This is a genomic window from Clostridium sp. Marseille-QA1073, from assembly GCF_054863625.1.
Genome location: NZ_JBSVQM010000011.1, coordinates 52,210 through 79,187 on the forward strand (window position 1 = coordinate 52,210; position 26,978 = coordinate 79,187).

At 27.1% G+C, this 26,978-nt stretch carries 23 protein-coding genes and 1 other annotated feature; of the genes, 15 read left to right on the forward strand and 8 right to left on the reverse strand.

Annotation, left to right across the window (positions count from 1 at the left end; all coding sequences use genetic code 11):
• Positions 1-25 precede the first annotated feature (25 nt).
• Positions 26-1,717 (forward strand): hydroxylamine reductase, encoded by a 1,692-nt coding sequence (gene hcp / locus ACY1IQ_RS11580; RefSeq protein ID WP_461614060.1) that lies wholly within the window; start codon positions 26-28, stop codon positions 1,715-1,717.
• 215 nt (positions 1,718-1,932) lie between these two features.
• Here hcp and ACY1IQ_RS11585 read toward each other — a convergent pair whose 3' ends face one another.
• The gene (locus tag ACY1IQ_RS11585; RefSeq protein ID WP_461614061.1) at positions 1,933-3,075 is read right to left on the reverse strand and encodes a nucleoside-triphosphatase; all 1,143 of its coding nucleotides are present in this window, start codon (positions 3,073-3,075) and stop codon (positions 1,933-1,935) included.
• Between the two features lie 270 nt (positions 3,076-3,345).
• On the opposite strand from ACY1IQ_RS11585, the gene ACY1IQ_RS11590 reads away from it, so the two are divergent.
• Positions 3,346-3,837 (forward strand): hypothetical protein, encoded by a 492-nt coding sequence (locus ACY1IQ_RS11590; RefSeq protein ID WP_461614062.1) that lies wholly within the window; start codon positions 3,346-3,348, stop codon positions 3,835-3,837.
• A gap of 119 nt (positions 3,838-3,956) precedes the next feature.
• Here the strand turns inward: ACY1IQ_RS11590 and ispF are convergent, their stop codons facing one another.
• Entirely contained in the window at positions 3,957-4,430 is a 474-nt protein-coding gene (gene ispF / locus ACY1IQ_RS11595; protein WP_461614063.1) for a 2-C-methyl-D-erythritol 2,4-cyclodiphosphate synthase, read from the reverse strand.
• Positions 4,431-5,366: 936 nt separating this feature from the next.
• Here ispF and ACY1IQ_RS11600 point away from each other — a divergent pair.
• Positions 5,367-5,891: a hypothetical protein gene (locus tag ACY1IQ_RS11600; protein WP_461614064.1), complete on the forward strand. Its 525-nt coding sequence runs from the start codon at positions 5,367-5,369 to the stop codon at positions 5,889-5,891.
• Positions 5,892-6,031: 140 nt separating this feature from the next.
• On the opposite strand, the gene rluF is transcribed toward ACY1IQ_RS11600, so the two are convergent.
• Positions 6,032-6,787 (reverse strand): 23S rRNA pseudouridine(2604) synthase RluF, encoded by a 756-nt coding sequence (rluF, locus tag ACY1IQ_RS11605; protein ID WP_461614065.1) that lies wholly within the window; start codon positions 6,785-6,787, stop codon positions 6,032-6,034.
• Positions 6,788-7,031: 244 nt separating this feature from the next.
• Here rluF and ACY1IQ_RS11610 point away from each other — a divergent pair, with 244 nt between their 5' ends.
• The gene (locus tag ACY1IQ_RS11610; RefSeq protein WP_461614066.1) at positions 7,032-8,201 is read left to right on the forward strand and encodes an N-acetylglucosaminidase; all 1,170 of its coding nucleotides are present in this window, start codon (positions 7,032-7,034) and stop codon (positions 8,199-8,201) included.
• Positions 8,202-8,236: 35 nt separating this feature from the next.
• On the opposite strand, the gene ACY1IQ_RS11615 is transcribed toward ACY1IQ_RS11610, so the two are convergent.
• Positions 8,237-8,803: a hypothetical protein gene (locus tag ACY1IQ_RS11615; protein WP_461614067.1), complete on the reverse strand. Its 567-nt coding sequence runs from the start codon at positions 8,801-8,803 to the stop codon at positions 8,237-8,239.
• Between the two features lie 425 nt (positions 8,804-9,228).
• Here ACY1IQ_RS11615 and ACY1IQ_RS11620 point away from each other — a divergent pair, with 425 nt between their 5' ends.
• The gene (locus tag ACY1IQ_RS11620; protein ID WP_461614068.1) at positions 9,229-10,791 is read left to right on the forward strand and encodes a hypothetical protein; all 1,563 of its coding nucleotides are present in this window, start codon (positions 9,229-9,231) and stop codon (positions 10,789-10,791) included.
• A gap of 161 nt (positions 10,792-10,952) precedes the next feature.
• Here ACY1IQ_RS11620 and cls read toward each other — a convergent pair whose 3' ends face one another.
• The gene (cls, locus tag ACY1IQ_RS11625; protein WP_461614069.1) at positions 10,953-12,407 is read right to left on the reverse strand and encodes a cardiolipin synthase; all 1,455 of its coding nucleotides are present in this window, start codon (positions 12,405-12,407) and stop codon (positions 10,953-10,955) included.
• Positions 12,408-12,885: 478 nt separating this feature from the next.
• Here cls and ACY1IQ_RS11630 point away from each other — a divergent pair, with 478 nt between their 5' ends.
• The 3 genes from ACY1IQ_RS11630 (at position 12,886) to truA (ending at position 16,385) form a co-directional block, all read left to right on the forward strand.
• The gene (locus tag ACY1IQ_RS11630; RefSeq protein WP_461614070.1) at positions 12,886-13,764 is read left to right on the forward strand and encodes a YitT family protein; all 879 of its coding nucleotides are present in this window, start codon (positions 12,886-12,888) and stop codon (positions 13,762-13,764) included.
• Between the two features lie 275 nt (positions 13,765-14,039).
• A complete protein-coding gene (locus tag ACY1IQ_RS11635; protein WP_461614071.1) occupies positions 14,040-15,524 on the forward strand; it encodes a leucyl aminopeptidase in 1,485 nt (494 codons plus the stop codon).
• A 117-nt stretch (positions 15,525-15,641) separates the two neighbouring features.
• Positions 15,642-16,385, forward strand: coding sequence for a tRNA pseudouridine(38-40) synthase TruA (gene truA / locus ACY1IQ_RS11640; RefSeq protein WP_461614072.1), 744 nt, complete (start codon positions 15,642-15,644; stop codon positions 16,383-16,385).
• 54 nt (positions 16,386-16,439) lie between these two features.
• Here the strand turns inward: truA and ACY1IQ_RS11645 are convergent, their stop codons facing one another.
• Together ACY1IQ_RS11645 and ACY1IQ_RS11650 are read right to left on the reverse strand one after the other, a co-directional pair.
• Positions 16,440-16,625, reverse strand: coding sequence for a hypothetical protein (locus ACY1IQ_RS11645; protein ID WP_461614073.1), 186 nt, complete (start codon positions 16,623-16,625; stop codon positions 16,440-16,442).
• A 117-nt stretch (positions 16,626-16,742) separates the two neighbouring features.
• A complete protein-coding gene (locus tag ACY1IQ_RS11650) occupies positions 16,743-16,931 on the reverse strand; it encodes a small, acid-soluble spore protein, H family (RefSeq protein ID WP_461614074.1) in 189 nt (62 codons plus the stop codon).
• 302 nt (positions 16,932-17,233) lie between these two features.
• On the opposite strand from ACY1IQ_RS11650, the gene ACY1IQ_RS11655 reads away from it, so the two are divergent.
• Together ACY1IQ_RS11655 and ACY1IQ_RS11660 are read left to right on the forward strand one after the other, a co-directional pair.
• Complete coding sequence (locus ACY1IQ_RS11655) at positions 17,234-17,809, forward strand: nucleoside recognition domain-containing protein (protein WP_461614075.1); 576 nt, start codon at positions 17,234-17,236, stop codon at positions 17,807-17,809.
• A 64-nt stretch (positions 17,810-17,873) separates the two neighbouring features.
• A complete protein-coding gene (locus ACY1IQ_RS11660; RefSeq protein WP_461614124.1) occupies positions 17,874-18,395 on the forward strand; it encodes a spore maturation protein in 522 nt (173 codons plus the stop codon).
• 210 nt (positions 18,396-18,605) lie between these two features.
• Here ACY1IQ_RS11660 and ACY1IQ_RS11665 read toward each other — a convergent pair whose 3' ends face one another.
• Positions 18,606-19,979 (reverse strand): MATE family efflux transporter, encoded by a 1,374-nt coding sequence (locus ACY1IQ_RS11665; RefSeq protein WP_461614076.1) that lies wholly within the window; start codon positions 19,977-19,979, stop codon positions 18,606-18,608.
• A gap of 216 nt (positions 19,980-20,195) precedes the next feature.
• Here ACY1IQ_RS11665 and ACY1IQ_RS11670 point away from each other — a divergent pair, with 216 nt between their 5' ends.
• The 5 genes from ACY1IQ_RS11670 to metG all read left to right on the forward strand — a co-directional run bounded on the left by ACY1IQ_RS11670 (position 20,196) and on the right by metG (position 26,973).
• A complete protein-coding gene (locus tag ACY1IQ_RS11670) occupies positions 20,196-21,116 on the forward strand; it encodes an ABC transporter permease (RefSeq protein ID WP_461614077.1) in 921 nt (306 codons plus the stop codon).
• Positions 21,117-21,127: 11 nt separating this feature from the next.
• The gene (locus ACY1IQ_RS11675; protein WP_461614078.1) at positions 21,128-21,838 is read left to right on the forward strand and encodes a hypothetical protein; all 711 of its coding nucleotides are present in this window, start codon (positions 21,128-21,130) and stop codon (positions 21,836-21,838) included.
• 54 nt (positions 21,839-21,892) lie between these two features.
• The gene (locus tag ACY1IQ_RS11680) at positions 21,893-22,756 is read left to right on the forward strand and encodes a hypothetical protein (protein WP_461614079.1); all 864 of its coding nucleotides are present in this window, start codon (positions 21,893-21,895) and stop codon (positions 22,754-22,756) included.
• 141 nt (positions 22,757-22,897) lie between these two features.
• Positions 22,898-24,520 carry a hypothetical protein gene (locus ACY1IQ_RS11685; RefSeq protein WP_461614080.1) on the forward strand — a complete coding sequence of 541 codons (1,623 nt, stop codon included), beginning with the start codon at positions 22,898-22,900 and terminating at the stop codon, positions 24,518-24,520.
• 139 nt (positions 24,521-24,659) lie between these two features.
• Positions 24,660-24,905 (forward strand) — a binding site (T-box leader).
• Positions 24,906-25,038: 133 nt separating this feature from the next.
• On the forward strand, positions 25,039-26,973 hold the full coding sequence (gene metG, locus ACY1IQ_RS11690; protein ID WP_461614081.1) for a methionine--tRNA ligase: 1,935 nt from the start codon (positions 25,039-25,041) through the stop codon (positions 26,971-26,973).
• The last annotated feature ends 5 nt before the right edge of the window (positions 26,974-26,978 follow it).

Consider the following 26,978-nt stretch of genomic DNA (forward strand, 5'->3'; position numbering starts at 1 on the left):
TATTTATTGAAGGAGTTAAACAAAAATGTTTGAAGCGATTAAAAATATATTTAAATCAAAGGCAGAGGGGGAAAAAGAAATGTCAATGTTTTGTTATCAATGCGAGCAGACAGCTGGAGGAAAGGGTTGCTCTAAAGTAGGGGTTTGTGGTAAAAATCCTAGGGTTGCAGCTCTACAAGATTTATTAATTCATCAATTAAAGGGTATAGCATTATATGGAGAAAAACTAATTGAAAAAAATATTAAAATTGAAGATGAAGTAAATAAGTTTATGATGGATGGACTATTTTCCACATTAACAAATGTTAACTTTGATGAGGAGAGATTCGTTAAATATATAAATAAGTCAGAAGAAATTAAAAGAGCATTAGAGAATAAAGTCGGTGCAATGGTTGGAAATGATATAGCTATGTACATTTCACCAAAAACTGTTGATGATATGGTTAATGAAGGAATGAAACATGGAATAATGAATGATGGGTCACCAAATGAAGATATTCGTTCATTAAGAGAGTTAATAGTATATGGGCTAAAAGGTATAGCAGCTTATTCACATCAAGCAAATGTTTTAGGAAAGTCTGATGAAAGGGTTAATAAATTTTTCTACAAAGCTTTATCTGGAATAACTAAATTAGAGAATGGAATTGGAGAGCTATTCGACTTAGCAATGGAATTAGGACAAGTTAATTTAATAGTTATGGAATTATTAAGTAATACAAATAGAGGATTCTATGGAGTTCCTGAGCCAACAGAAGTATTAATTACAAAGAAGAAAGGTCCATTTATAATAGTTTCAGGACACGATTTAACAGATCTAAAACAATTATTAGAGCAAACAGAAGGAAAAGGAATAAATATATACACTCATGGAGAAATGTTACCATGTCATGCTTATCCAGAGCTTAAAAAGTATAAGCACTTAGTAGGAAATTATGGTGGAGCATGGCAAGATCAGCAAAAAGAGTTTGACAGCATTCCAGGTTGTGTTGTAATGACAACAAACTGCATACAAAAACCAAGAGAAAATTATAGTGATAGAATATTTACTACAAGTGTAGTAGGTTGGCCAAATGTTGCACATATAGAAGAAACAAATGGAGTTAAAGATTTCACTCCAGTTATTGAAAAATCACTAGCATTAGGTGGATGGAATGAAGATGAGGTAGAAAAGAAAATCTTAGTAGGATTTGGACATGAAGCTACATTAAATCATGCAGATGCTATAATTAATGCTGTTAAATCAGGTGCTATAAGACATTTCTTCTTAGTAGGTGGATGTGATGGAGCTAAACCAGGAAGAAATTACTACACTGACTTTGCAGAAAAAGCTCCAAATGATACAGTAATATTAACATTAGCTTGTGGTAAATATAGATTTAATAAATTAGATTTAGGAACAGTTGCAGGTCTTCCAAGATTATTAGATGTTGGACAATGTAACGATGCATACTCAGCAATTAAGATTGCCTTAGCTTTAGCTGAAGCTTTTGAATGTGGAGTGAATGATTTACCATTATCAATGATACTTTCATGGTATGAACAAAAAGCGGTATGTATATTATTAACATTGTTATCAATAGGAATTAAGAACATTAAGCTTGGACCATCACTACCAGCATTTGTATCTCCAAATGTACTAAATGTATTAATAGAAAAATTTAATATAGCCCCAATATCAACTGTAGAAGAAGATTTAAAAGCTGCTTTAGGTGAATAATAAAAAACCGTGACATAACAGTCACGGTTTTTATGTTTTTAAAATTTAATTATAAATATAGCAATTTTTTCATTTATACATAATAGCTACTAAATTAAGATTTTTTTATTGCAATAAATAAAGAGGTTTTTATATTATCAAACAGATATCCATCTTCATATTTATAAATATATTTATTTATAAATTCTTTAAGCATAGATATTTCCAATTCATTTTTATTTTAAAGTGCCTTTTAAAAAAATTAAGGCGTCATCGTAGTCTTTAAAAAATTGAGGAAAATTATAGGTTAAATTTTTGTGTTCATATTTACAGTTAAGTAATTGTAAATTCTTTAATGTATCATTAGTTTTAAATTTACGTGTAGGTCTATTAATCATTTTATAAAATATTTCCCCATTAAAATTAGACTTAGTTGGAATTACAATAAAACCATAATTAATAATTAAATCATAAAATCTTAATAAGCTTTCTCTAGAGGTTGCACCGCCACCATGAATACTTAATGTAATATCGTGAGGCTTTATTTTAGCATTTTCAAAAGGTGATAATACAAAATCAATATTATGTATTTCCTTTGACTTTGCTTTTCTTCTAAAAAAGTTTAGCATATTGAAAGAAGAATCTACAGCAGTTATATGATTAACTTCTCTAGAAAGGGGAATAGAAAATGTACCAATACCTGCGCCTATATCTAAAAGAGTTTTATTTTTAAAGTTAGGTACATATTTTTTTATTTCATTTATAATTGTTTTTGTATATTCACATTTTTTATAGTTAATAGCATCATCATAGAATTGAATTAATTCTTCACTCCAATAGAAAGCATCTTTTTTCTTAAGTGGTACTTCAAAACTAACTAATATGGTTATTAATTTTTCTAGGAGAATATTTCTATTTTCTTCAGTAACTTCTATTATAATAACATCCTTCCTATTTCTTATATTATTTAAGAATTCGCAATCTCTTTTTTTCAAAACTCCAATAACTGTCTTAGAGCTATCTAACAATCTAAGTACAATATTTTGAAATCTATAAGCCTTTGATTCCATAAAACCTAATTCATCCATAATAACTACATTTCTTTCATAGAAGCTTTTTTCTAATATACTAAAGGCACCTTCATTAAAAGAAGATAAAAAAACTTCAGGATTGTTGGAGTGCCTATTTAAAGGCATCTGGGATATGGAGTATTCTTCAATGCCATCATATAAAGAAATTAAGTTATATTTAAGGATATTATTATCTATAACTCTTTCTGTAACATATCCGCCTATAGAAGTGTTGATTTTTTCTATCAACTTTTTTAATAATGTAGATTTCCCCACACCTATTTCACCAGTTAAAAATAAATTTTTCATATAACTAAAGTCCTTTCAAAATTATATGTAATTTAGAATTATTTCTGAGTGATATTCTCCGTTAAATTCTTAATTCCTTTAAAGTGTATTTTCATTGATATAGAAAAAATAATAATATATATCTAATATAAGTAATTTAATAAAATGCAATATTTGAAAATAATTATAGGACAATTCTCTAAATGCAAATATTATGTATATGTATCAATATTTCCACTTTGAGAATATAAAGATATTAAAGTATATTTTGGAAAGGAAGGGAAGGTTCTTATGAGTGAAGTTTTGGTACAAGTTTTAATTATTATTACTGTAGTGCTTGGGATTACAGGTATAGTATTAATATTTAAAAAGAATAATATAGAACCAAAGGAAAAAGTATTTGAAAATATTTATACTATATTAATAATGCTTCAAACTTTAGGAGTTGCTGATGAAGGAACTAAGAAAATTTTAAGACTCATCATGGATGGAGTAAAATATGTAGAGGAGAATTTTAAGGATTCTCCTAATAATGTTAAAGAAAATCAGGCTTTTAATTTTATTAAGGAAAAATTAGATATTTTAAAATTTGATAATGTTTTAAGTGATGATGATATAAGAACTTTTATAAGATTAGCAGCTACATTTTTAAAACCTAATGAATTATCTAAAGAAGATGATAACACAAAATCAGAATACAATATTGAAGCAAATGAAGATAATGAGCAAAATGATGATATTAATCAAGAATATAGAAATGAAAAAGATGATGATACAGTATAATTAAAATATAAAGATGAATTTACTAAGTTATTTGAATTATAAATAGAGTATGGGTTGAGAGTCAATCTTTATATTTTAATTTTAAGCAAAGAAAAGCGTGATTTTTAATCACGCCTTTTTTAGTTCTCTAATAAAAGACAAATACTTTGAGCAGATATTCCTTCACCACTACCTGTAAAACCTAAACCTTCTTCTGTAGTAGCTTTTACATTTATTTTATTCTCTTCTACATTTAAAGCATTAGCAATATTTTTTACCATAGTTGGTATATGAGGAGCCATTTTAGGTTTTTGAGCAATTATAGTTGAATCTATATTACCTATTTCAAAATTGTTATCCTTTAAAAGTTTACCAACATGCTGTAATAATGTTATACTTGAAATTCCTTTGTATTTAGGATCAGTATCAGGGAAATGCTTTCCTATATCGCCTAATGAAGAAGCGCCCAATAGACTATCCATTATAGCATGTATTAAAACATCTGCATCAGAATGTCCTAATAATCCTTTTTCATAAGGGATTTCTACACCACCAATAATTAGCTTTATATTTTCAACTAATTTATGTACATCATATCCAAGACCGATTCTCATATTATTCCTCCTAAATTAAAATTTAATTAAACTATAATATATCATTAACTAAATACATAATCAATTTATAATTTTAGAAAAAAAGTACGCCTTTGCGTACTATAATAAATTTCTAAAGTTATATATTTGTACTTTCGGTGGGGTTTCTTTATTTTTTGTTCTAAAGATATTTTTTAGATGAAAAATAATTAGACTTAAAGTTAGTTTAGGTTTAAGCTTATATCGAGTTTTAGTCTGAAAATTCACATAAATTATATTATTCTTCATCATACCAGCCCTTTACTTAAAATTTTTATTAAAAGCTCATGGTTCTGTTTGCCATTAAAATTATATCATGAACTGAGAAATAATGTAATATTTCAAATTTTGGAAATTATTAAAAGATTGTAAATTAATTAACAGAGTTTGTAGTAAAAGGATAATTATATAAAAATATAAAAATTAGTATATGCAACTTATCCCCAAATTATTCACAATTATGTGGATAATGTTAATAATATTGATAAAATAACAAAGTAAAAGTAAAAAAAATTTAAAAAATATTTTGATAATATTATATTTTTTAAATAAATACTTTTTTATTAGATTATTAACATCAACTCCACAAATTATCAACATATAAAATGTGGACAATGTGTATAAATAAAAGTTTATCCACAGAGTCTTGATAAATTTTTAGACTTTTAAACAGAAATATCTTAGAAATTGTATATTAATTGTTGATAACCTATCAGTGTTAACTAATTACCTAAATCTAAATATTAATATTTTGAAGTATTTGCAAAAATTTAATAAAGTGATATAATTATCCATAGTGATCACTAAAGTTAAAATGTCAAAAACAAGGGATTATGATGCTTTATTAAAATATTAAATATTTTAAACTAATATTAGTTTTATAGCTAAATAGCTCATTGTTTTTAGGAGGAAATAATTATGAAAAAAGTATTATCTATTATTTTAGCTGGAATGATGACATTCTCACTAACAGCTTGTGGAAGTAAGGCAACAACTGAAACAAATAAGGAAGTTACTAAAGAAGAAAACAAAGTAGAGGAAACAAAAACAGAAGAGGTTAAACATGAAAGCTTTAAATCATTACTAAACTCAATAGCAGAAAAAGATTATGGCTATTCAGAGGTTGACACTATAAAAATAATGAAAGAAGAAGATATAGCTAAATATCAAGAGAAAGCAAAAGCTGTAGTTGATAAAGCAATGGAAGATAATAAAATAGAAGCAGCAAAAGCAAAAATTTATCCATATTATATAAATGTAAATGGGGATAAATCAGAGAAAGATTATGTAGTTGTTTATGGAGATGATAAAGTTCCTACTACAGTTTATGAAATAGTATTAAATATTTCAGATGAATTTGAGCCAAGCTTAAAAGAAGTTAAAGAAACAAAAGATATAATTGATGATCAGTTTAAAACTTTATTTGCTGAGGAAGTAAAATAGTTTTCAACAGTAAATTAACAAGTTATCCACAGTGGACATGTTAATACTGTGGATTAAAAAGGCATGGAGTACAGACTCCATGCTTTTTATTATAGAAAATTATGAAAAAGAGTTTTATGGCTAATTTATAAAATTAGCAGTTACTCATTAATTTTTATAGATGCTTCTTCTGTTTTTACTGAGTTTTCTATAAGCTGGTTTATAGTATTAACTTCTTCTTTGGTTAAATATCTCCAATTACCAATAGGTATATTATCAAGAGTTACGTTCATAATTCGGATTCTTTCTAATTTAGTAACGTTATATCCTAAATATTGGCACATTCTTCTAATTTGTCTATTTAAGCCTTGAGTCAGTATTATTCTAAAGACATATTTACTTTCTTTTTTTACTTTACATTTTTTCGTTATTGTATCTAATATAGGCACTCCATTACTCATTTTATGAAGAAATTCATTGGTGATGGGCTTATCAACAGTAACTATATATTCTTTTTCATGATTATTTCCTGCTCTTAAAATTTTATTTACTATATCTCCATCATTAGTTAAGAATATTAATCCTTGAGAAGGTTTGTCTAATCTCCCTATGTGAAATATTCTTTCAGGATAGTTAATATAGTCTATTATATTTCCTTTTATATGTCTCTCAGTAGTACAAGTAATTCCTACTGGTTTATTAAAAGCAATATAAACTCGTTTCTTTTTAGGCTTAATTATTTTATTATTAACTTTAACTATATCTTCAGAAGTTACTTTTGAACCTATTTCTGCTTTTTTATCATTTATATATACGAAACCTTTTTCGATTAGTTTATCTGCCTCTCTTCTAGAACAAAATCCACTTTCACTAATATATTTATTTAGTCTTATTTCTTCACTAATATGGCTAGTCATATTACACCTTCCTTTAAATATCAACATCATTAATTATTATATACTATAAACTTTATATTAACGCATTTAAAATATAAATTTACTATAAATAAAGAAGGTAAAATTTATTAAAAAGATAAATTAATTATATAAAAGGTATGGAATTTCATGTATAATTTAAAATAAGCTTTATAATATATGTAAAATATTATAAAGATTAATTTATTTTTTAAAAATTTGTAAACTAGGGGGGAGGAGAAATTATATGAAAAAACTTTGGCGCAGTTTAGGCACTATGCTTATGACTATGATATTTATATTTTTATTAAATATTAACGTTGCTAAGGCTTCAATTTTAGAAATAGAACATAAGATTGATCAACCTATTAATAAAGTGTGGACGATATATCTTAATGATAGATTGAGTAGCAATGCGATAAATAATCTATCTAATAATATTATAGTCATAACAGCTAATAGTGAACGACCAGCTGTAACTTTTAGTTATGATGCTGATAATAAAGCAATTAGAGTAAATCCGCCATCCGGTGGTTATAAGTATAATGAAACTTATAGCATTATGGTGAAAGATTCTTTAGTCAGTGAAAATGGGGTTAAGCTTATTTCAGGTGCAGTCATAGATTTCACTACGGTTAAAGCACCAAATAGCACAGTAAACACAAGCAAAGGGACAGTAACTTATAAAGATTATGGATTTACCTTAGATCAATTTGTGGACAAGCAGATGAATCAACGTCCAATATATAACCGTTGGTCACCCTTTAATACAAGTGCAAGTCGTATAAGTGTTAAGCAATTTGCTGATGCAGAAAGATTTTCGGTAAGTGATTATGGTATGTACCAATTTTTAAAGTTGAACTATATGGAAGGCATAACTGCTAGTGATTTAGATGTTCAGCTTAAAGGAAAAGGTATTTTAAATGGATTAGGAAAAGCCTTTGATAGTGCAGCAAAGAAGTATAATGTAAGCCAAGCTTATTTAGTTGCACACTCAATTTTAGAAACAGGAAATGGAACTTCTCAACTTGCTACTGGTGTGGATTATAAAACTCCAGATGGAAAGACTGTTAAAGTTTACAATCTGTTTGGTATAGGTGCATTCGATAGTGATCCTATAAATGGAGGAGCTAAAAGAGCCTATGAAGAAGGGTGGACAACTCCTGAAAAAGCTGTTGAAGGTGGAGCAGAATGGATAGCTGAAAACTATATACATAGGTCAGAATCATCATCCAAAGAGCCAGACCAGGATACACTATATAAGATGAGATGGAATGTAGAAAACTTTGCTAGCCCTTGGCATCAGTATGCAACAGATATAGCTTGGGCTTATAAGCAGGTAGGTAGAATTAAAAATATATTAGACAATATACCGAATGCTAAATTGCAATTTGAAATACCGAGATTTGTAAAATAAAAGGTTTTGACTAAAAGTCAAAACCTTTTATTTTATTAAAATTTATTATTATTATTATTTACATTTATAATATATTTTTTTTCATCAGCATATTTTATAAACTTTTCTAGATTCAAAATATTATTCTTTTTATTTTTAGTCACATATATTTTTACTTCACCCATATGAAATCCATCCGGTATCTTCAACTGTTTTTGATTAATGGCCTCATCAAATAACATCATTAATCCATCATTTAGGGAATTTCCCATAATATTTACGCTATTAATTAGCTTAAATCCATTAGAATCTGTAGCAGATACTTTTACTATCTTATTGTTATTATTAACATCTATTTTAATAGTACAATTCATATCTGCAACTAAAGAAGTTTTAATAGAAAAAGCATTAAATATATATATGATGCCTGCAATTAAGAAGATAGATAGCACTGCAGGAATTAAATATGAGAAGAAGGTAGGTTTTTTAATTACACTACCAGTATAAAGTTGTCCAACAACAGGCTTTACATTATTTCGTCTTACAGTAACAAATTCTTTGCCTTTTGTAACTAGATAAACTTTATTACCATCAATATTAATGACCTTACCAGTTTTATCCATAAATAATCACTCTTTCATCTAAGTATTAGGATTTAATAAATTGCTGTAGATTTTATATTAAGCATATGATTTGAGTTTAAAAACCATTAATTTTATTATTGATATAATAAATAATTTACTGTTAAAATCTAGATAAGTATATAATATCACATAATTGAATGTTGGTGAAAGAAATAGTATGTATTGTATGATATTAAATTAAAATGGTATATTTATGAAAAATTGATATAATATTCTTATAATTAAATTTTAAGTTGTATTTAATAATTAAGTAAGTTATATTTTGTGGTCATATTTGTATTTAGAATGCAAAGTAGTATAACAGTATTTTTATTATAATTAAATACGAAAGGAGAAGCGAAGAATACTTAATTAAGTAAAGTATACTAAAGATTTTAAATTTGTGGGGTAGGGGGGACATATCTATGAAAAATAATAAGAGAATCTATTCTATAATAATAGGGGTTATGTTGATATCTATATTAATATTTCAGTATGTTATTAATGTAAATCTTTATAAAAGCCCACCATCTGATAAATGGAGTAAGGAAGTGCAAATAGGTAAAGGGAATATTAAAAATAATCCAGTTCTCATTAAAGATGATGATAAAATTATAGTAGGGTATGAAAATAAAGATCAATTATGCTTAGTTGCAACTGATAGAGTAGGGAAAAAATTAAATGAGAAAGTCTATAGTGTAAATGAAGACTTTATAATGGATACTACACTTGTTAAAACTAAAGATGGATATTTATTTAACTTTAGATCTACAGAAAATTCAATAGGTTATATAGGTACTTTAGTTTTAGATAAAGATTTTAACAAAATTGATGAACGAAAAATAACTAATGTAAATGCTATGTATCAATTAGAAGATAACTTGTTATTAATAAGCTACAATGACAGACTGGAGTTAATAAATACGGAAACTTCCTACAAAACTTCTATTAATACTAAAAAAGTAGATATGATTTCAGCAGTAAAAAATAAAGATGGTTATTTTATAAGTTTATTACAAGATGAAAGAGATTTTAGGGCAGTATATATAAAAGATAATAAGTTTCAAGAGATAAGAGATATAATAACAATAGAAAGAAGAGACAATCTAACTTATAGTAACCTAGCCTGTTCACAAGATGATAAATATGGATATATTCTAGTAGAGCAAAGATATAAAGGTGAATTTATGGGTACTAGAGTTATTCAATTTGACTTAAATGGAGATGAAGTAACTTTAAAAGAATTAAAAGTTAATGATAACAAGAATGTTCATGACAATATAGGTATTTATTCAGAAGAAGGTGCTAGGTTTTTAGCCACTACAGAAAGAGTATTTGGTAAGAAAGATATTCAAGAAAGTATAGTAGATTATGTTATTTACGATGGAGAAGTTAAGTTTTTTGATTATGCAACAAGACTTAGAAATCTTTGTATATATCCTTTCATAAATGAGGATACAATAGTATTTATAAGTTTTTCTGGACAAGATCAATATAATGTTAACTTAGCTTCTATGAATGGTGAGTTTAAAGAAGTTAATAATGTTCCCAGGAACTCAGAGTATGTTATGGCATTTACTGCAATGTTACAAGGTTCTTTATATGCATTAGCATATATATTTGTATATGGATTAAGATGGATAATACCTTCATTATTACTAGTTGGAATAATAAGCTTTTTTGACTATAGTATTAGTACTAGTAAGAGACTTAAATTATTTATAGGTAGTGGAATTATAACTACAATCATAAAAATTATGGGCATTATTTCTGTAGTATATACTCAATATTATTATGCAATTCCAGATGTAATTGCATCAAGATTTATAGGAGTAATAATTTGCATAATAATAAGCTTCTTTAGCTATGCTTTAGGATATGAAATATATAAAAAAGATTTAGATAATGTTATGATGATTTCCTTTTCTGTAGGATTATTAATAGATACAGCATTAACCTTATTAGTTTTTGTACCATCAATGATATAATTTATGCAATAGAAATAACTTTATAATTAAAATTAATAATAATTAAGAGGCAACTGATATACTTTAGATTAAATAGTAGAAGTATATTAGTTGCCTTAAAAGTTAATTATTTAATATTTATTATATATAGAAAACACACAGTAATAATAGTTTGAAAAGAGCTATAGCATTGGTGATAGAAGTCTTGATACAGCCTCTTTAATTCGTACTATTAAGCTCCTTTTTTTCATATGCTCTTCAGTTAAAAAGGTTGAGCTTTTAATATCATTTAGGAATGAATCCTCTACATCTTTAGTAGTATCTGCATCGTATATTATAGCATTTACTTCAAAGTTTAAGTTAAAACTTCGTATATCCCAATTAGCAGTTCCAATACTACACATTCTTCCATCTACTGCTATCATTTTACTATGGATAAATCCAGTATTATATGTATAACATTTTACACCTGCTTCCATTAAGTCCCATACGTAAGATTTACTAGCCCAATAAACAAACATATGATCAGGTTTAGCTGGTATTATAATTCGTACATCAATACCAGATAGTGCAGCTATTTTTAGTGCTGTTAATATACTATCATCAGGAACTAAATACGGAGTTTCTATATAAATATTTTTTTCAGCTCTATTAATCATTTTTAAATAAGCATTTCTTATAGCTCCCCATTGAGAATCTGGACCACTGGAAATAATTTGAGCACATTTATTACCTATTTCTCCTTTTAGAGGTAAATATTTAGGTCCCATTGTTATATCCTCTTTTGCAGCAAATCTCCAATCAAGTAAAAATCTCATTTCCAGAGAATCTACAGCATCACCAGTTATGTAAAGATGCATATCTCTCCAAAATCCAAATTTTTTAGAACGACCTAAATATTCATCTCCTATATTAAGTCCACCAATAAAACCATGGAATCCATCTATAGTACAAATTTTTCTATGATTTCTGTAGTTTACTCTTAAATTTATATAAGGTATGAAAGGAGGGAAAAAGCAGCTAATTTCACCACCGGCCTCTACAAGGGGTTGAAAGAAATTTTTAGGAAGTCTTAAACATCCCATTCCATCATATAAAAGTTTAACCTCAACACCTTCTTTAGCTTTTTCTACTAATACATTTAATATCTCATTTCCAATATCATCATTTTTAAATATATAATATTCCATATGTATAAAATTCTTAGCATTTTTAAGACACTCTATAAGCTTAGGGAATTTTTCATCTCCATTGTTTAAAAGCTGAATGTCATTATTGCTTGTAAAAATAGCGTTATCTGTACTTAGATTTAATCTAATAAAATCATGATATTCAGATAATAGTTCATTATTTTTTACTATATAATCATTCGTTAATATGTTTTTTTGATTTTTAGTAATGGAAAGTAAATTATCTTCTTCCTCTTTTTTATAATAGAAAAATTTTTGTTTTCTTAAGTCTTGACCTACAAATAAATAGAGTACGAATCCTAAAATAGGAATAAAATACATAATCATAATCCATGTCCACGTACTTGCAGGATTTCTTCTTTCAAAAAGGATTACTATAACAGCAAAAACTATATTAATTAAAAATATAAAATTAAAAATATCTTTAAAAATACTATAAAATTCCATCATACTCTCCTTAAAGTTATAATTATAAAGAAAATTAGGTTAGAGTTACGGGTATATAATCTTAACTTCATTTGTGTTAGCTATATTATTAGTTTTCACTATTACTAAACAAATATTAGCTCTAAAATATTACATTTTATAAAATTTTAAGAAGTCAATAATATGATAACACAAATTATAGATATAAGCTTTAAAAATAATTATAATTTAAATTTAAAAATAAATTAAAATAACTAGTAAGTTCTATAATTAAGGTAAAATATATTAAGCATTTTAAATAAAATCATTAGAAATATTGATTAATTATTTTAAATATAATTAAATTAGCTTATGATTTAGACCCTATATTATATCATTATATTATAAGAATTATATTTCCATAAATAGTTTATTTACAATACATTAATAGCTTGTTTACAACTAATATTAAATATGTTATAACATATGAGTGTTTATTGATACAAAGGAGGGAATGATGATGGAAAAGGTTTTCAAAAAAGAAGAATTAATAAAATATTTTATGATAATATTAGGAACAACTCTGCTAGCTTCAGCTATAAATATGTTTTTTAAACCTAATCAATTAGTTATAGGAGGAATTTCAGGACTTGCTATAGTTTTAGAATATATTACATCTAAAGTAATTGGATATGGAATTCCACTTTGGATAACAAATATAGTTGTTAATATCCCATTATTTATATTAGGAATAAAATTAAAAGGTAAGTCCTTCGGCGGGAAAGCTATATTTGCTTCATTGTACTTATCCTTTGCGTTATGGTATACAGAGTTTTTACCAGTTATAGATGTAGAATTAATATTAGTAAGTATATTTGGAGCTATTATATTAGGAGCCGGAATAGGACTAGTATTAAAGGCATCTGCTAGCACAGGAGGAACGGATCTTGCAGCAACAATTATAAAACATGTGTTTCCAAGTGTATCTTTAGCCAAGGTTATGGGGCTTATAGATGCATGTATAATTATTGTAGGATTAATAGTATTTGGTGTACAAAAAGGAATGTATGCATTAATAGCTATATATATTATATCGACAGTAGTAGACAATATAATAAGTGGTGGTAATGCTTCGAAATCAGTACATATTATTTCTGATAAAGCTGATGAAATTGCAGTAGCTTTAATGAAAGAGTTAAATAGGGGAGTTACAGGTTTAAATGGTACAGGAATGTATACTAAAGAAAATAAAAAAATATTATTTGTTGTCTGCAGTAAAAATGAAATAGTAGAATTACAAAGAATAGTAAAAGAAATAGATGATAAAGCATTTTTAACAATAACAGATATTAAAGAAGTTTTTGGGAGAGGATTTTCAGAACCACAAGTTATGAAATAAGAAGAGATTATAGGAAAGATAACTAGCAAGTATGGTAATATATTTGGCTAGTTATTTTATTTTAAATAAGCAAATATAAAAATTAATAATAATCTTTGGCAGTAAGCTTACTCTTTAATAATTTTACCTCTAAGGAAAATAGTATTTATTATAAATTAAAGAATTTTCTGATATAATGTAGTTGACAATAAGATTTTGTAGGGATAAAATTTAAATAATAAAGAAAATCAATTGATAATAATTATCCGTGTTGATTTATGAAAGGGGATAATAGAATGAATATAAAAGCATATGATTTTAAAAATTTTAATGAGCTATCCGATGTAAAAGCTATATTTATATTTGAAGGTATGAAAGAAGTTGGCAAAAATTTATCAGATGATGTTATAAAAAATTCAATTGCTCACGTTTTAGAGGTTGAAGATTTTAAAGGCACAAATGGAGAAATTTTAGTTTTAAATCTTCTTAGAAAAGAAGCCCCAACAAAAATAATATTAGCAGGATTAGGTAAAAAAGAAAGCTTTGAAATAGAGAAGTTAAGAAAAGTTACAGGAAAGGCTATTAAAGAAGCTATAAAATTAAAAGCTAAGTCAATGGATATACATGTAGGTGCACTTAAAGAAACTAATTCTATGAGTGATGCTATTAAGGCAATAGCAGAAGTTTCAGTAATGTCAACCTACAGATTCGACACATATAAGAGTGAAAAGAAGCCAGTAGAACTTAAAACAGTAAATATATTGGCTTGTAACTTAGATCCATATGAGGACATAATAAAAGAAGGTATTTCTTTAGGAGAAGGAAATATAATTACTAGGCAATTAGTAAATGAACCAGCAAATGTTTTATTTCCAAGAGAACTTGCTAATAGAACAGTTGAAATAGGTAAAGAAGCAGGCTTTGAAGTTGAAGTTTATAGTGAAGAGGAAGTTGAGAAATTAGGAATGACTTCATTCTTGACAGTAGGAAAAGGTTCAGACAAGGAATCTGTACTTATTGTTATGAGATATATGGGAGATAGTGAAAATCAAGATAATATACTAGGTCTTGTAGGGAAGGGATTGACTTATGATACTGGTGGATATTCATTAAAGCCATCAGCAAGTATGGATACTATGAAATCAGATATGGGTGGTGCAGGTGCTGTTATAGGTGCTATGCATACTATAGCTAAAATGAAATTAAAAGTTAATGTAGTAGCTGTAGTAGCTTCTTGTGAAAATTGTATTTCTGGTGGAAGTTATAAACCAGGAGATATAATAGGATCAATGGCAGGAAAGACTATTGAAGTTTTAAATACAGATGCTGAAGGAAGACTTACACTAGCTGATGCAATAACATATATTATAAGAAATGAAAAAGTTTCTAAAGTTGTTGATATAGCAACATTAACAGGAGCTGTTATAGTTGCATTAGGAAGTGTTGCAACTGGTGTTATTTCAAATAATGATGAGTTTTATTCAATGCTTCATAAAGCTTCGGAGATAACAGGAGAAAAGATTTGTAGATTGCCTGCTTTTGATGAATATAAAGAGCTTATAAAAGCAGAAAATGCTGATCTTAAGAATACTGGTGGACGTGGTGCCGGTACAATAACAGCAGGATTATTCATAGGAGAATTTGTTGAAAGTAAACCTTGGTTACATCTTGATATAGCAGGTTCTTCATGGACTAATAAGCCACTAGATTATATAACAACTGGTGCAACTGGTGCAGGGGCAAGAATATTATATCAATTAGTAAAAGAACACACAAAATAATTTGTATAATGTTACCATACAGACTACCAATATAGTTGGTAGTCTTTTTTTATTGAATAAAGAGATTAAACTATAGTAAACTTAGAAAGAATATAGAAAAAAAGGTGGATTTATATTATGAAGAATTTAAAATTAACTATAGAATATGACGGAAGTAGATATAAAGGATGGCAAAGGCTTGGTGATAATGATAATACTATACAAGGAAAAATAGAAGCTGTACTTTCTAAAATGACTAGTGAAAAAATAGAGGTTATTGGTTGTGGAAGAACCGATGGAGGAGTACATGCAGAAAATTACATAGCAAACTTCCATACTAATTGTATATTAAGTAAAGAAATGATGATTAATTATCTTTATGAATTTTTACCTGAAGATATAGTAGTTAAAGAAATAGAAGAGGTAGAAGAAAGATTTCATTCTAGATATAATGCTAAAGCTAAAACTTATATTTATAGAATAAATAATGGTAAATTTAGAAATGTTTTTAATAGAAAATATGTTTACCATATAGATAAAAAATTAAATCTAGAAAATATGATAAAGGCAAGTAAAGTATTAGTTGGAACTCACGATTTTCAAAGCTTTACTACGCTTAAATCAAAGAAAAAATCCACAGTGAGAACTATAAATTATATTAATATAAGCAAAAATGAGGATTTAATAGAAATAGAAATTAATGGTGATGGATTTCTATGGAATATGGTAAGAATTATAACAGGAACTCTTTTAGAAGTAGGAATTGGAAAAATATCAATAGATGAGGTTGAAACTATATTAAATAAAAAGAAAAGAGAAGAAGCAGGTCCCATTGCACAAGCTAAAGGGCTTTATTTAAAGGAAGTCATATATAATAACTAAATAAAGAAGAAAATTCAAATTTTAAAAGTCGTGATTAAAGATCACGACTTTTTATTATAATATTCCTTCTTCTTTTAATAGATTTTCAATTTCTTGCATTTTTTTAGTTAATTCTAAAAAATTTTTCCTAACAAAATCTTCTGAAAGAGCATCTTCCTTTATACTTTTTTCTAGTTTTTCAATAGTGTATAGCGCCTCATCGATATCTTTTTGAGCTAGTTGTAAATTGTTTTCCTTCATAAAAATCTCCTTTTAAATTTAATCTTCTTGTTTCCTACGAATTATTTCTTAATAAAATGTTAGCATTGCATAGCATTAATTTCAAGTTGAAAATAAGTTTAATTAATAATTTATATACTATAGAATATTATTTTCTTCAGATAATTTACGAATAGGAACTACATAAGTTTCTAATATATCTAAGTCTATAATTTTAGCTATTTCTTGTTTTGTATTTATATGATCTATCCAAACTATATGATTATTAAAATACACAGTGATATTTTTATTAGATTTTTGAATTTCTAAAAGCCTGCTAGTATCCATCTATGAATTCCTCCTATAAATTTAAAATTTCATTTATAATTTATAACTTAAATAATAGATATGTTTAGAGTTTTAAATAAAAATTGATATCTAGAAATAAAAAAATTGTGGATACTTCTTACCAAAGTTCACAATAGTATAATTTGTATTAGCTTTTTACATATTTTAAAAGTTTGTACAAATTGAAATTTTATACTTTCATTCTTCATATATATTATTAACCTATTAATAAAAATGTGCAGGTTATATGGTTAAATATTGCACTATAGATTAAAAAAATTAAATTTATGGAGGGAATTTGCATGATAAATGTAATATGGTTTCTTATATTAGCTATAGGTATAGGATTTGGCATATTAAATGGAGATGGGGAGATAGTTTCTAAAGCAATAGTATCAACTACTTCTTCAACAGTGGATTTAGTAATTGGACTTGTTGGAATGATGTGTCTTTGGTGTGGAGTCATGAAAATAGCAGAAAAAAGTGGACTAACCTCAAAACTTTCTAGAGTGTTGACTCCTGTACTAAAACTAATATTTAAAGATGCAGGTAAAGATGAAAAAGCAATGGGGGCTATAACTATGAACCTTACTGCTAATATGTTTGGACTTGGAAATGCTGCTACACCTTTTGGAATAAAAGCTATGGAGGAGATGGAGCGATTAAATATGGAGAAAGGTAGAGCTAGCAATGATATGGTGTTATTCTTGATACTAAATGCCGCTTGTATTCAGTTTATTCCTACAACAGTAGTATCTATAAGAGCAGCAGCTAATTCTCAAAATCCAGGAGCAATAATTTTGGCTGCTTTTATTACAACATTTTGTGCATCTTTAATAGGGATAGTTCTTTGTAAACTACTACAAAAGTATTTTTAAAAAAGTAAAATTGATTCTAGCTATCAATTAAAATAAGGAGAATATTATGGATGTGAGAGTATTAATTCAATATATAATAAAAGCTATTATTCCGATAATAATAATTTTAATTACAACCTATGGAATTTTTAAAAAGGTTAAGGTATATGAGTGCTTCATAGAAGGGGCAAAGGATGGAATAGGAATTTGTGTTAGGATATTTCCCTATCTTTTAGCTATGCTTTTAGCTATTAATGTTTTTAGAGCATCAGGAGCTATGAATCTTTTAATTTCATTAATAAAGCCTGCAGTAGATGTGGTAGGGGTGCCGCCAGAAGTTGTACCTTTAGTTTTAATGAAACCTCTATCAGGAAGTGGAGCTGTAGGAATTTTTACAGATATCGTAAAGGAATACGGTCCTGATAGTTTTATAGGTACTTGTGCTTCTATAATTATGGGATCTACAGAAACAATATTTTATACTTTAGCAGTTTATTATGGAGCAGTACAAATTAAAAAGATAAGACATACTTTATGGGTGGCAATATTAGTGGATATATGTGCAGTACTTATAGCAGTAAATGTAGCAAAATTTATAATATACTAAAATTGTTTATTCTTAATTATTAGTCCTTATTTTTATAAGTCAATTATTAAGATAAAAATAAATAAGCACCTCTAAATATCTTAGAGGTGCACTGATTTAAGCACCTTAAAAAATTCATTTTGTATTATGAGAATTAGTTTACAGCCTTAAAGGGTTATTCTATATAACTTAAAAGAATTTTGATTGATTAGGTGTATTTATAAATTTTTATTAAATATTCTGTGTTGATTCAATAGGATATTCTTTTATTAGACTGTTAAATTTTCTTTTATAAGCAATATAAATTAATGCAGCATCAACCATCCATTGAATTACACAAATCCACCAAAAGTATGTTACCGAACTTTGGGTTATATAAATGAAGTAAAATACCAATGGTAATCTAATACACCATCCTGTAAATAGAGATACTTTAAATGGTATTTTTGTATCGCCTATTCCTTTTAGGGCCCCTCCATATATCATAGAAATTGCCATACCAGGCTGCTGGAGTGCTGCTATCATTAAGCATTTAGCACCTAAGGAAATAACTTCAACTTCACTACTATTTATAAATAGACCAATCAAAAATTTAGGCATAATTATAAATAATGAAGCTGTACAAATCATTGAAATTAATCCTAAGACTGCACAGTTATAAGCGTATTTCATTGCACCTTTATAATCTTTCTCACCATATTTATTTCCAACAAGCGTTGTACATGCTACAGCAAATCCCCAACCAGGCATATAAGATAATGATTCAAGAGTGGAAGTTATTGTATTAGCAGAGAAAGCAACAGTTCCAAGCCTCATTATCATAAAAGTTGTAAATAATCTACTAATACTAAAAGCACCTTCTTGAAGTGATGCAGGTATGGATAATTTAAATAAGCTTTTAACTTTTTCTATAGTTAAGGATTTTAAATATTTAAATTTGATTTTAATCTTAGACTTTCTAAAGGTATAATATGTAGAAAACAAAAATCCGCAAATTTGAGCAGTTATAGTTGCTAATGCAGCACCAGTAACTCCTAACTCTGGAGCACCAAACTTACCGAAAATTAGTATATAGTCTAAAGTCATGTTTATTAATATTACTATGAAGGATGTTATAAGAGGAATTTTTGTATTTCCATAAGCTCTTTGTATTGCTGAGTAAAGACTAGTTATCATACTAAATACAATTCCAAAACAAACAATTCTTATATATGTCATAGCAATTTCTAGGACTTCAGGTTCACAACCAGCAGCAGTTAAGAGTTGTTTAGAAAAAATAAAAATTACAACAGTACAAATTATGCTAATTATAGTACCTATTACAAATCCAATAGTAGCATATTCTTCAGCAGTATCATATTCTTTAGCACCATAACGTCTTGCCACAATAGAGGTTATGGCAACAGATACACCCATAGCTATAAAAATATTAGCAAAGGTAGATAATATTTCTCCAGAAATACCAACAGTACTAACGGCTATTTGTCCTCCATATTGTCCAATCATAAGAGTATCTAAAACCCAAACCATCATGTACAAAACCATTTCTCCAACGGCAGGCAATGCAATGGCAAGTACACTTTTAACTTCTTTTTTGTTTAACATATAATTACCTCCTTCCTTTTTAATATCAATATCACTTAATTATATCAGAAGCGAATTATACTGTTAATAAGAAATGACAAAATAATAGTATTTTTGTAACTATTATGAATATTATTAACAATTAGTAAATTGTTTGTATATTTATTAAAAAATATGTAAAATCTGGTATAACATATTTTAAAGGGGCAAGTATTTTAAACTTTGGGGGGAGAGTTTATGAGAGAATTAAAAAAGAAAGATTTTGAAGTTGTTGGTTGTAAAATCGAAGAAAAAGAAATAATAGGTGAGAGGAGTTTAAATTATTGGCAAAGTGTAAAAATAAAATTTTTTAAAAATAAGTTTGCAATTTTAGCTACAATTATTTTATTAATTGTAATTTTGATGACAATTTTTTCTCCGCTTTTTACGAAATTTGATTACTTTGAGCCTGTTAGAGAGAAAAATTTAAGACCAAATAGTATTCATTATTTTGGTACTACTGATGAAGGAAGAGATATCTTTGCAGGTGTATGGCAAGGAGCTAGAAGTTCATTAGGTATCAGTTTTATCGTAGCATTCTTAAACTTATCTATAGGAATAGTGTATGGAGGTATTTGCAGTTTTTATGGTGGTATTATTGATGACATAATAATGAGAATACTAGAAATAGTAACCAGTGTGCCACTTATAGTTATAATAACCCTAATGTACCTTATTTTAGGATCTGGACCTCTAAGCTTAATTCTTGCTATGACAATTAACGGGTGGGGTAATGTCGCAAGATTAATTAGAGGACAACTATTACAAATAAAAGAGCAAGAATATGTTTTAGCTGCGAAAGCATTAGGAGCTAGTACTTCTAGAATTATTTGTAATCATTTAATTAGAAATGTAATTAGCATAGCTATAGTTACTATAACTATAGAAATTCCTAATGTGCTTATATTAGAAGGATTATTAAGTTATATTGGATTTGGTATGAGATATCCACTACTAAGTTGGGGATCACTTATGTATAACACAGGATTTTCACTTATGTTCTATCCATATCAAGTATTTATCCCGGCTTCTATCATAACTATAACAATAATTTGCTTTAATGTTATAGGGGATGTTTTAAGAGATGCATTAAATCCTCAAGAGTCCATATTGTGGTAGGGTGATAAATTATGAAAAGAAAGAATTTTTATACTGTGGTTATATTAATATTTATATGTACATTTGCATTTCATTATTATCTAAACTATAGGGAAGCGATTAAACCTCCATCAGAGGCATGGGCAAAGGAGGTATTAATATCTAAAGGAGATATTAATCAATGCCCAGCTTTAACTGGATATAATGATAATTATATCATTGCTCATCAAGATGGAGATAATATAAAAGTAGTATCAGTGGACAAACTAGGCAAGATATTAAAGGAGATTAGTTTTAAACCAGATGAGAAAGAACCTAAAGAGTTGGGCGTATTTACTGATAATAAAAATATATATATTACCTATATGTTGACAGATAAGCATTATAATACAGTAAAAATTTTAAAATTAAATGATAACTTAGAATTAATAGAAGAAGAACAAATTGATAAAATGCGAACTAAACTTAATGTGTCAGAGAATATATTATGTATTTTTTATGATAATTATATAGAATTTATTGATTTTGGTAAAAATAGATCTTCTAAAATTAATTTAAACGACAAAGTATATATACCTACAAGTATTCCTTATAAAGATAAATATTTGATAGGATATATAACTGATAAAAAGCAATATAAATACTTTTTTATGGATAGAAATGGACATATAACTGAACCTAAATTTGCATTTGATGTAAAGAGTAGGCCAGATTCTATTTTTACTTCAAATACTATTTCTTAAGGCAATGATATATTTGCAGTTATAGAGTATTTATATAAGAGTAAAGAATTTTTTATGCAAACTTTTAAATTCTCATTAGACAAAGATGATGTATGTAGAAGTGATTTTAGATTAATGGAAAACTATACTAACGATCTAAATGAGTTAATGAATTTTAATGTAGATGTAAATAATTTATCTAATTATCCAAATCAAGAAGGATTGATTATAGGGAGCTGTGGAAGAAAGACTTTTAAAATGAAAGAACAACCTGACATAGTAGAAATTTCCATTGAAGATAATAAAAATTCATTAAATGGACTTTTTGAGAATAAATATGGTGCTGTTATTAAAAATGCTGTATCAAATACTAGGAATAACTCTGTTTACCCTGTTAGCTATAAAAACGTAATAGTGTTTTGTGAACCTACAGGAGATAATAGAAGCAATGTATATATTACTTCAAAAGATGAAGAATTTAAATCAGTTAATAATAATAGTAGGCCAAGTGAAGCTGTTTCCTCACTTATAAGTACTTCTGAAAGTACACTTTTTAGCATAGCTTATTTAGTGATTTATGGTTCATTATGGATTATACCATCTCTTTCTTTAATCTCTCTTATTTCAATAATCGAATTTAAATTTAATAAAACTATAAGAAAGACATTATTTATATTTACTTATAGTTTAGCTTATCTATTAAAGCTTTATTTTATAAATAAACTATTTTATATTAATCAAGTAATGCTTATGCCATCTTTTTTTAGCTTAAATGTAGGAGTTGCATGTACATTATTAATTAGTTTAGTTTGTTTGAGTTATGGATATAAAAGTTATAGTGAAAATTTGGATTATAATGTAATTGTATTAAGTTTTTCAAAGCCAATATTAATAGATTCACTTTTAACCTTAATATTATTTGTTAGTTTTATTATATAGAAAATAATCTTTATATTATAGGATAGGACCTTTATATAAAGAAAGCAAAATCATTATTGAATATTAAGATAAAAGAAAAATTCTTATTTGAAATTTATATATAATCGTATACTTTAGACTATAGAAAGTAGAGGGGTATGTGTGAAGAGGGGAAAATTTTATACAATTGTAGGTGTGATAATTATAGCTATATTTTGTTTTCACTATAGTTTGAACTATAAAGAAGCCATAAAACCACCAAGTGAAAAATGGGGTAAGGAAGTATTTTTATCACAAGGAAACATAACAGAGTTTCCAGATATAATTGAATATAAGGGTAATTATGTGGTTGCCCATCAAGATGGTGACATTATTAATGTAATACTAATAAATAAATTAGGAGGAAAAATTAGAGAGTCACAATTTACAGCGTCTGATAATGAGCCAAAAGATATAGATATTATTACAGACAATAAGAATATTTATATAAACTTCTTATTAACAGGTGCAGATAAAAATGCTATTGAAATATTAAAATTAGATGATGATTTAAATCTGATAGACAAAACAAGTATAAAAAATGTAACTAATAAAACAAAAGTTTCAGAAAATATAGTAGCAGTTTTTTATGATGGGTATATTGAAATAAAAGATTATTTAATAAACAAAGTTTCTAGAGTTAATATAGGTGACAATATAAAACTACCGGTAAGTGCAAAATATAAGAATAAATATCTACTTGGCTATATGATGGGGTTAGATGAATTTTACTATATTTGGATAGAAGATGGTAAAGTCACAGAGCCTAAATTAGGTGGAAATTTAATTGAGATCTCAAAGGTGAAATTTAGAAATGCTACAATGGCAATTGATGAAGAAAATGTTTATGTTTTAATAGAGTATATATTTCAAGGTAAGAAGTTTGGATTTAATCTTTTAAATTTTCCTATTAACGGTGAAAAAGATAGTAGTTATGGACCATTTGGAGTCAAAATAGGAACAGATAAAAATAAAATTAATTCAGATTATGAAGTTGATATAGGTACTATAGCCACCTATGGGGAGGAACCTGGCACATTCTTAGTTAGTACTAGTAGAACAGCTGAAAAATTAAAAAGTCAAACAGATATAGTTAAGATGAAAATATCAAAAGAAAAAAAGGAGAAATCAGATGAAGTTTTGTATAGAGGAGACTTTAAAGAACCATTATCAAGAAGTAAAAAAGTATCTATAAACCCAGTGAATTATAAGGATGCAGTAATTTTTATTGACTCTGTTAAAAAAGGTAAAGCAAATCTTTATATTACATCAAAAGATCCAGAGTTTATAAGCGAAAATTCTGGAAATAGAAAAGAGGAAGCGATAAGTGCATTTATTCAAACTTTAGAAGGAATGTTTTTTGGAGTTGTTTATATAGTTTCTATGGGACTTATATGGATTATACCAGGCATGGCTATAGTATCTCTTGTAGCTCTCATAGAATACAAATTAAGTAAAAGTTTAAGAAAAATAATGTATTTTGTGATATATGGTATTACTTTTACTATAAAATTTTATTTTATAAATAGAGCTTTTCACATTAGTAGAACAAACTTCTTGCCTGGTTATTATAATAGTGTTGTTGGTTTTTTATGTATGTTTACCATAAGTTTACTTTGTGCTCTATATGGATATGGCAAATATAAAAAGGATTTAGAGTATAATGTTATAGCTTTAAGAATTCCATCTGCATTGATTATTGATAGTATTGTGACTTTAATGTTATATGTAAGCTTTATAAAATAGTAAATACATTTGAGATAATGTAGACATCTTTATTGGAGCAATATCTATAAATGAAAAATTGATTACTTTAATAAAATACTTAGAAATTTTATTATATTGACATAAAAACTACTTTATCATATCATAATAGTAATAATAACATAATGCTATGAAGAGAAGAGTAATAAAGTTAAGTGTTTTAAAGAGAGCTAGATTAGGTGAAAGCTAGTAACATAAAGCTTTATGAATATGGCCTTGGAGCAGACCTTTTGAGCGAAAGTAAGGAAGGTACGGTGGCAACCGATATATTGCAGAGTGATAAAAGCTTTTTGTCAGTCACTTAATGAGGTACTTATTGTGAAATAAGTATAAAATAGAGTGGTAACACGTATATAACGTCTCTATATGGGAAATTTTCCATATAGAGATTTTTTTATTATGTATTTATAAAAAGAGATTAATTATTAATCTTTTTTTCAATTTGGATATCTTAAAATGTAGAGTAAAAGTTTATATTTTAAAATACAGGAGGTAAAAGAATGAGCAAAAAACCATATTATATTACTACACCAATTTATTATCCATCTGCAAATCTTCACATAGGAAATACTTATACAACTGTTGCAGCAGATGCTTTAGCAAGATTTAAAAGATTAACAGGACATGAAGTAATGTTTTTAACAGGAACAGATGAGCATGGCCAAAAATTACAAAGAATAGCTGAAGAAAGAGGCGTTAAACCAATAGAATATATTGACGAAATTGTAGCAGGAATAAAAGAGCTATGGAGCATGATGGATATAAAATATGATAAATTTATAAGAACTACTGAAGATTATCATAAAAAAGCAGTTCAAAAAATATTTAATCAACTTCATGATCAGGGAGATATTTATAAAAGTTCTTATGAAGGATGGTATTGTACTCCTTGCGAGTCTTTTTGGACAGAAACTCAATTAGTTAATGAAAACTGTCCAGACTGTGGAAGACCAGTTGAAAAAGCTAAAGAAGAAGCATATTTCTTTAAAATGTCTAAATATGCAGATAAATTACTTGAATACATAGAAACTCATCCAGAATTTATTCAACCAGAATCAAGAAAAAATGAAATGGTTAATAACTTTTTAAAACCAGGATTACAAGATCTTTGCGTATCAAGAACTTCATTTACCTGGGGAATTCCGGTGGAGTTTGATCCAGGTCATGTTATATATGTATGGATTGATGCACTTTCAAACTATATAACTGCATTAGGATATAATAGTGAAGATACAGAGCTTTATAATAAATTTTGGCCAGCAGATGTTCATTTAATTGGTAAGGATATATTAAGATTCCATACTATATACTGGCCTATAATGCTTATGGCTTTAGGATTACCATTACCTAAACAGGTATTTGGTCATGGATGGCTATTAGTTGATGGAGGTAAAATGTCTAAATCTAAAGGCAATGTAGTAGATCCAGTAGTACTTGTTAATCATTTTGGAGTAGATGCTGTTAGATATTATTTACTACATGAAATACCATTTGGTTCAGATGGTTTATTTAACAATGAAATATTTATTAAGAAAACAAATTCAGATTTAGCTAATGATCTTGGAAATCTAGTTTCAAGAACAGCTACAATGATAGAAAAATATTTTAATGGAGTAATACCTTCCCCAGATGTTAAAGAAGCTGTAGATGAAGAGTTAATTTCATTAGCTCTTGAAACTCCTATATTAGTTGAGAAGGCTATAGATGAATTAAATATATCTAATGCTTTGGATTATGTATGGACATTAATAAGAAGAACAAACAAATATATAGATGAAACAACTCCATGGATACTTGGAAAAGATGAGGAGCAAAAGCCAAGACTTGCAACAGTTTTATATAATTTAGCAGAGTCATTAAGAATAGTTTCTGTATTAATATCATCTTTTTTACCAAGTACAAGTGAAAAAATTAATAGCCAATTAAATATTACAGAAACAACATGGGAAAGCCTATCATCATTTAGTGGAACAAAATCAGGAGTTAAGGTTTCTAAGGGAGAAGTGATGTTCCCAAGAATAGATGTAGAAGCTAAAATAGCTGAACTAGATAAGATATCTGAAGAGGCTAGAAAAGCAACTAAAGTACCGGTAATGGAGCCAATAAAAGAGGAAATTACAATTGATGACTTTGATAAAATAGATTTAAGAGTTGTTAAGGTTATAGAGTGTGAACCTGTTAAAAAAGCTAAAAAATTACTTAAACTAAAGGTAGATTTAGGTGGAGAAATTCGTCAAGTTGTATCAGGAATAGCAATGAACTATAAACCAGAAGAATTAATAGGTAAAAATGTAGTATTAGTTGCTAATTTAAAACCAGTAACTTTGAGAGGAGAGTTATCTCAAGGTATGATATTATGTGCAGCAACTGATGATGATAGTAAATTATTTACAGTAGATCCAGGCGAGTTACCAACAGGTAGTATAGTAAGATAAGTTAT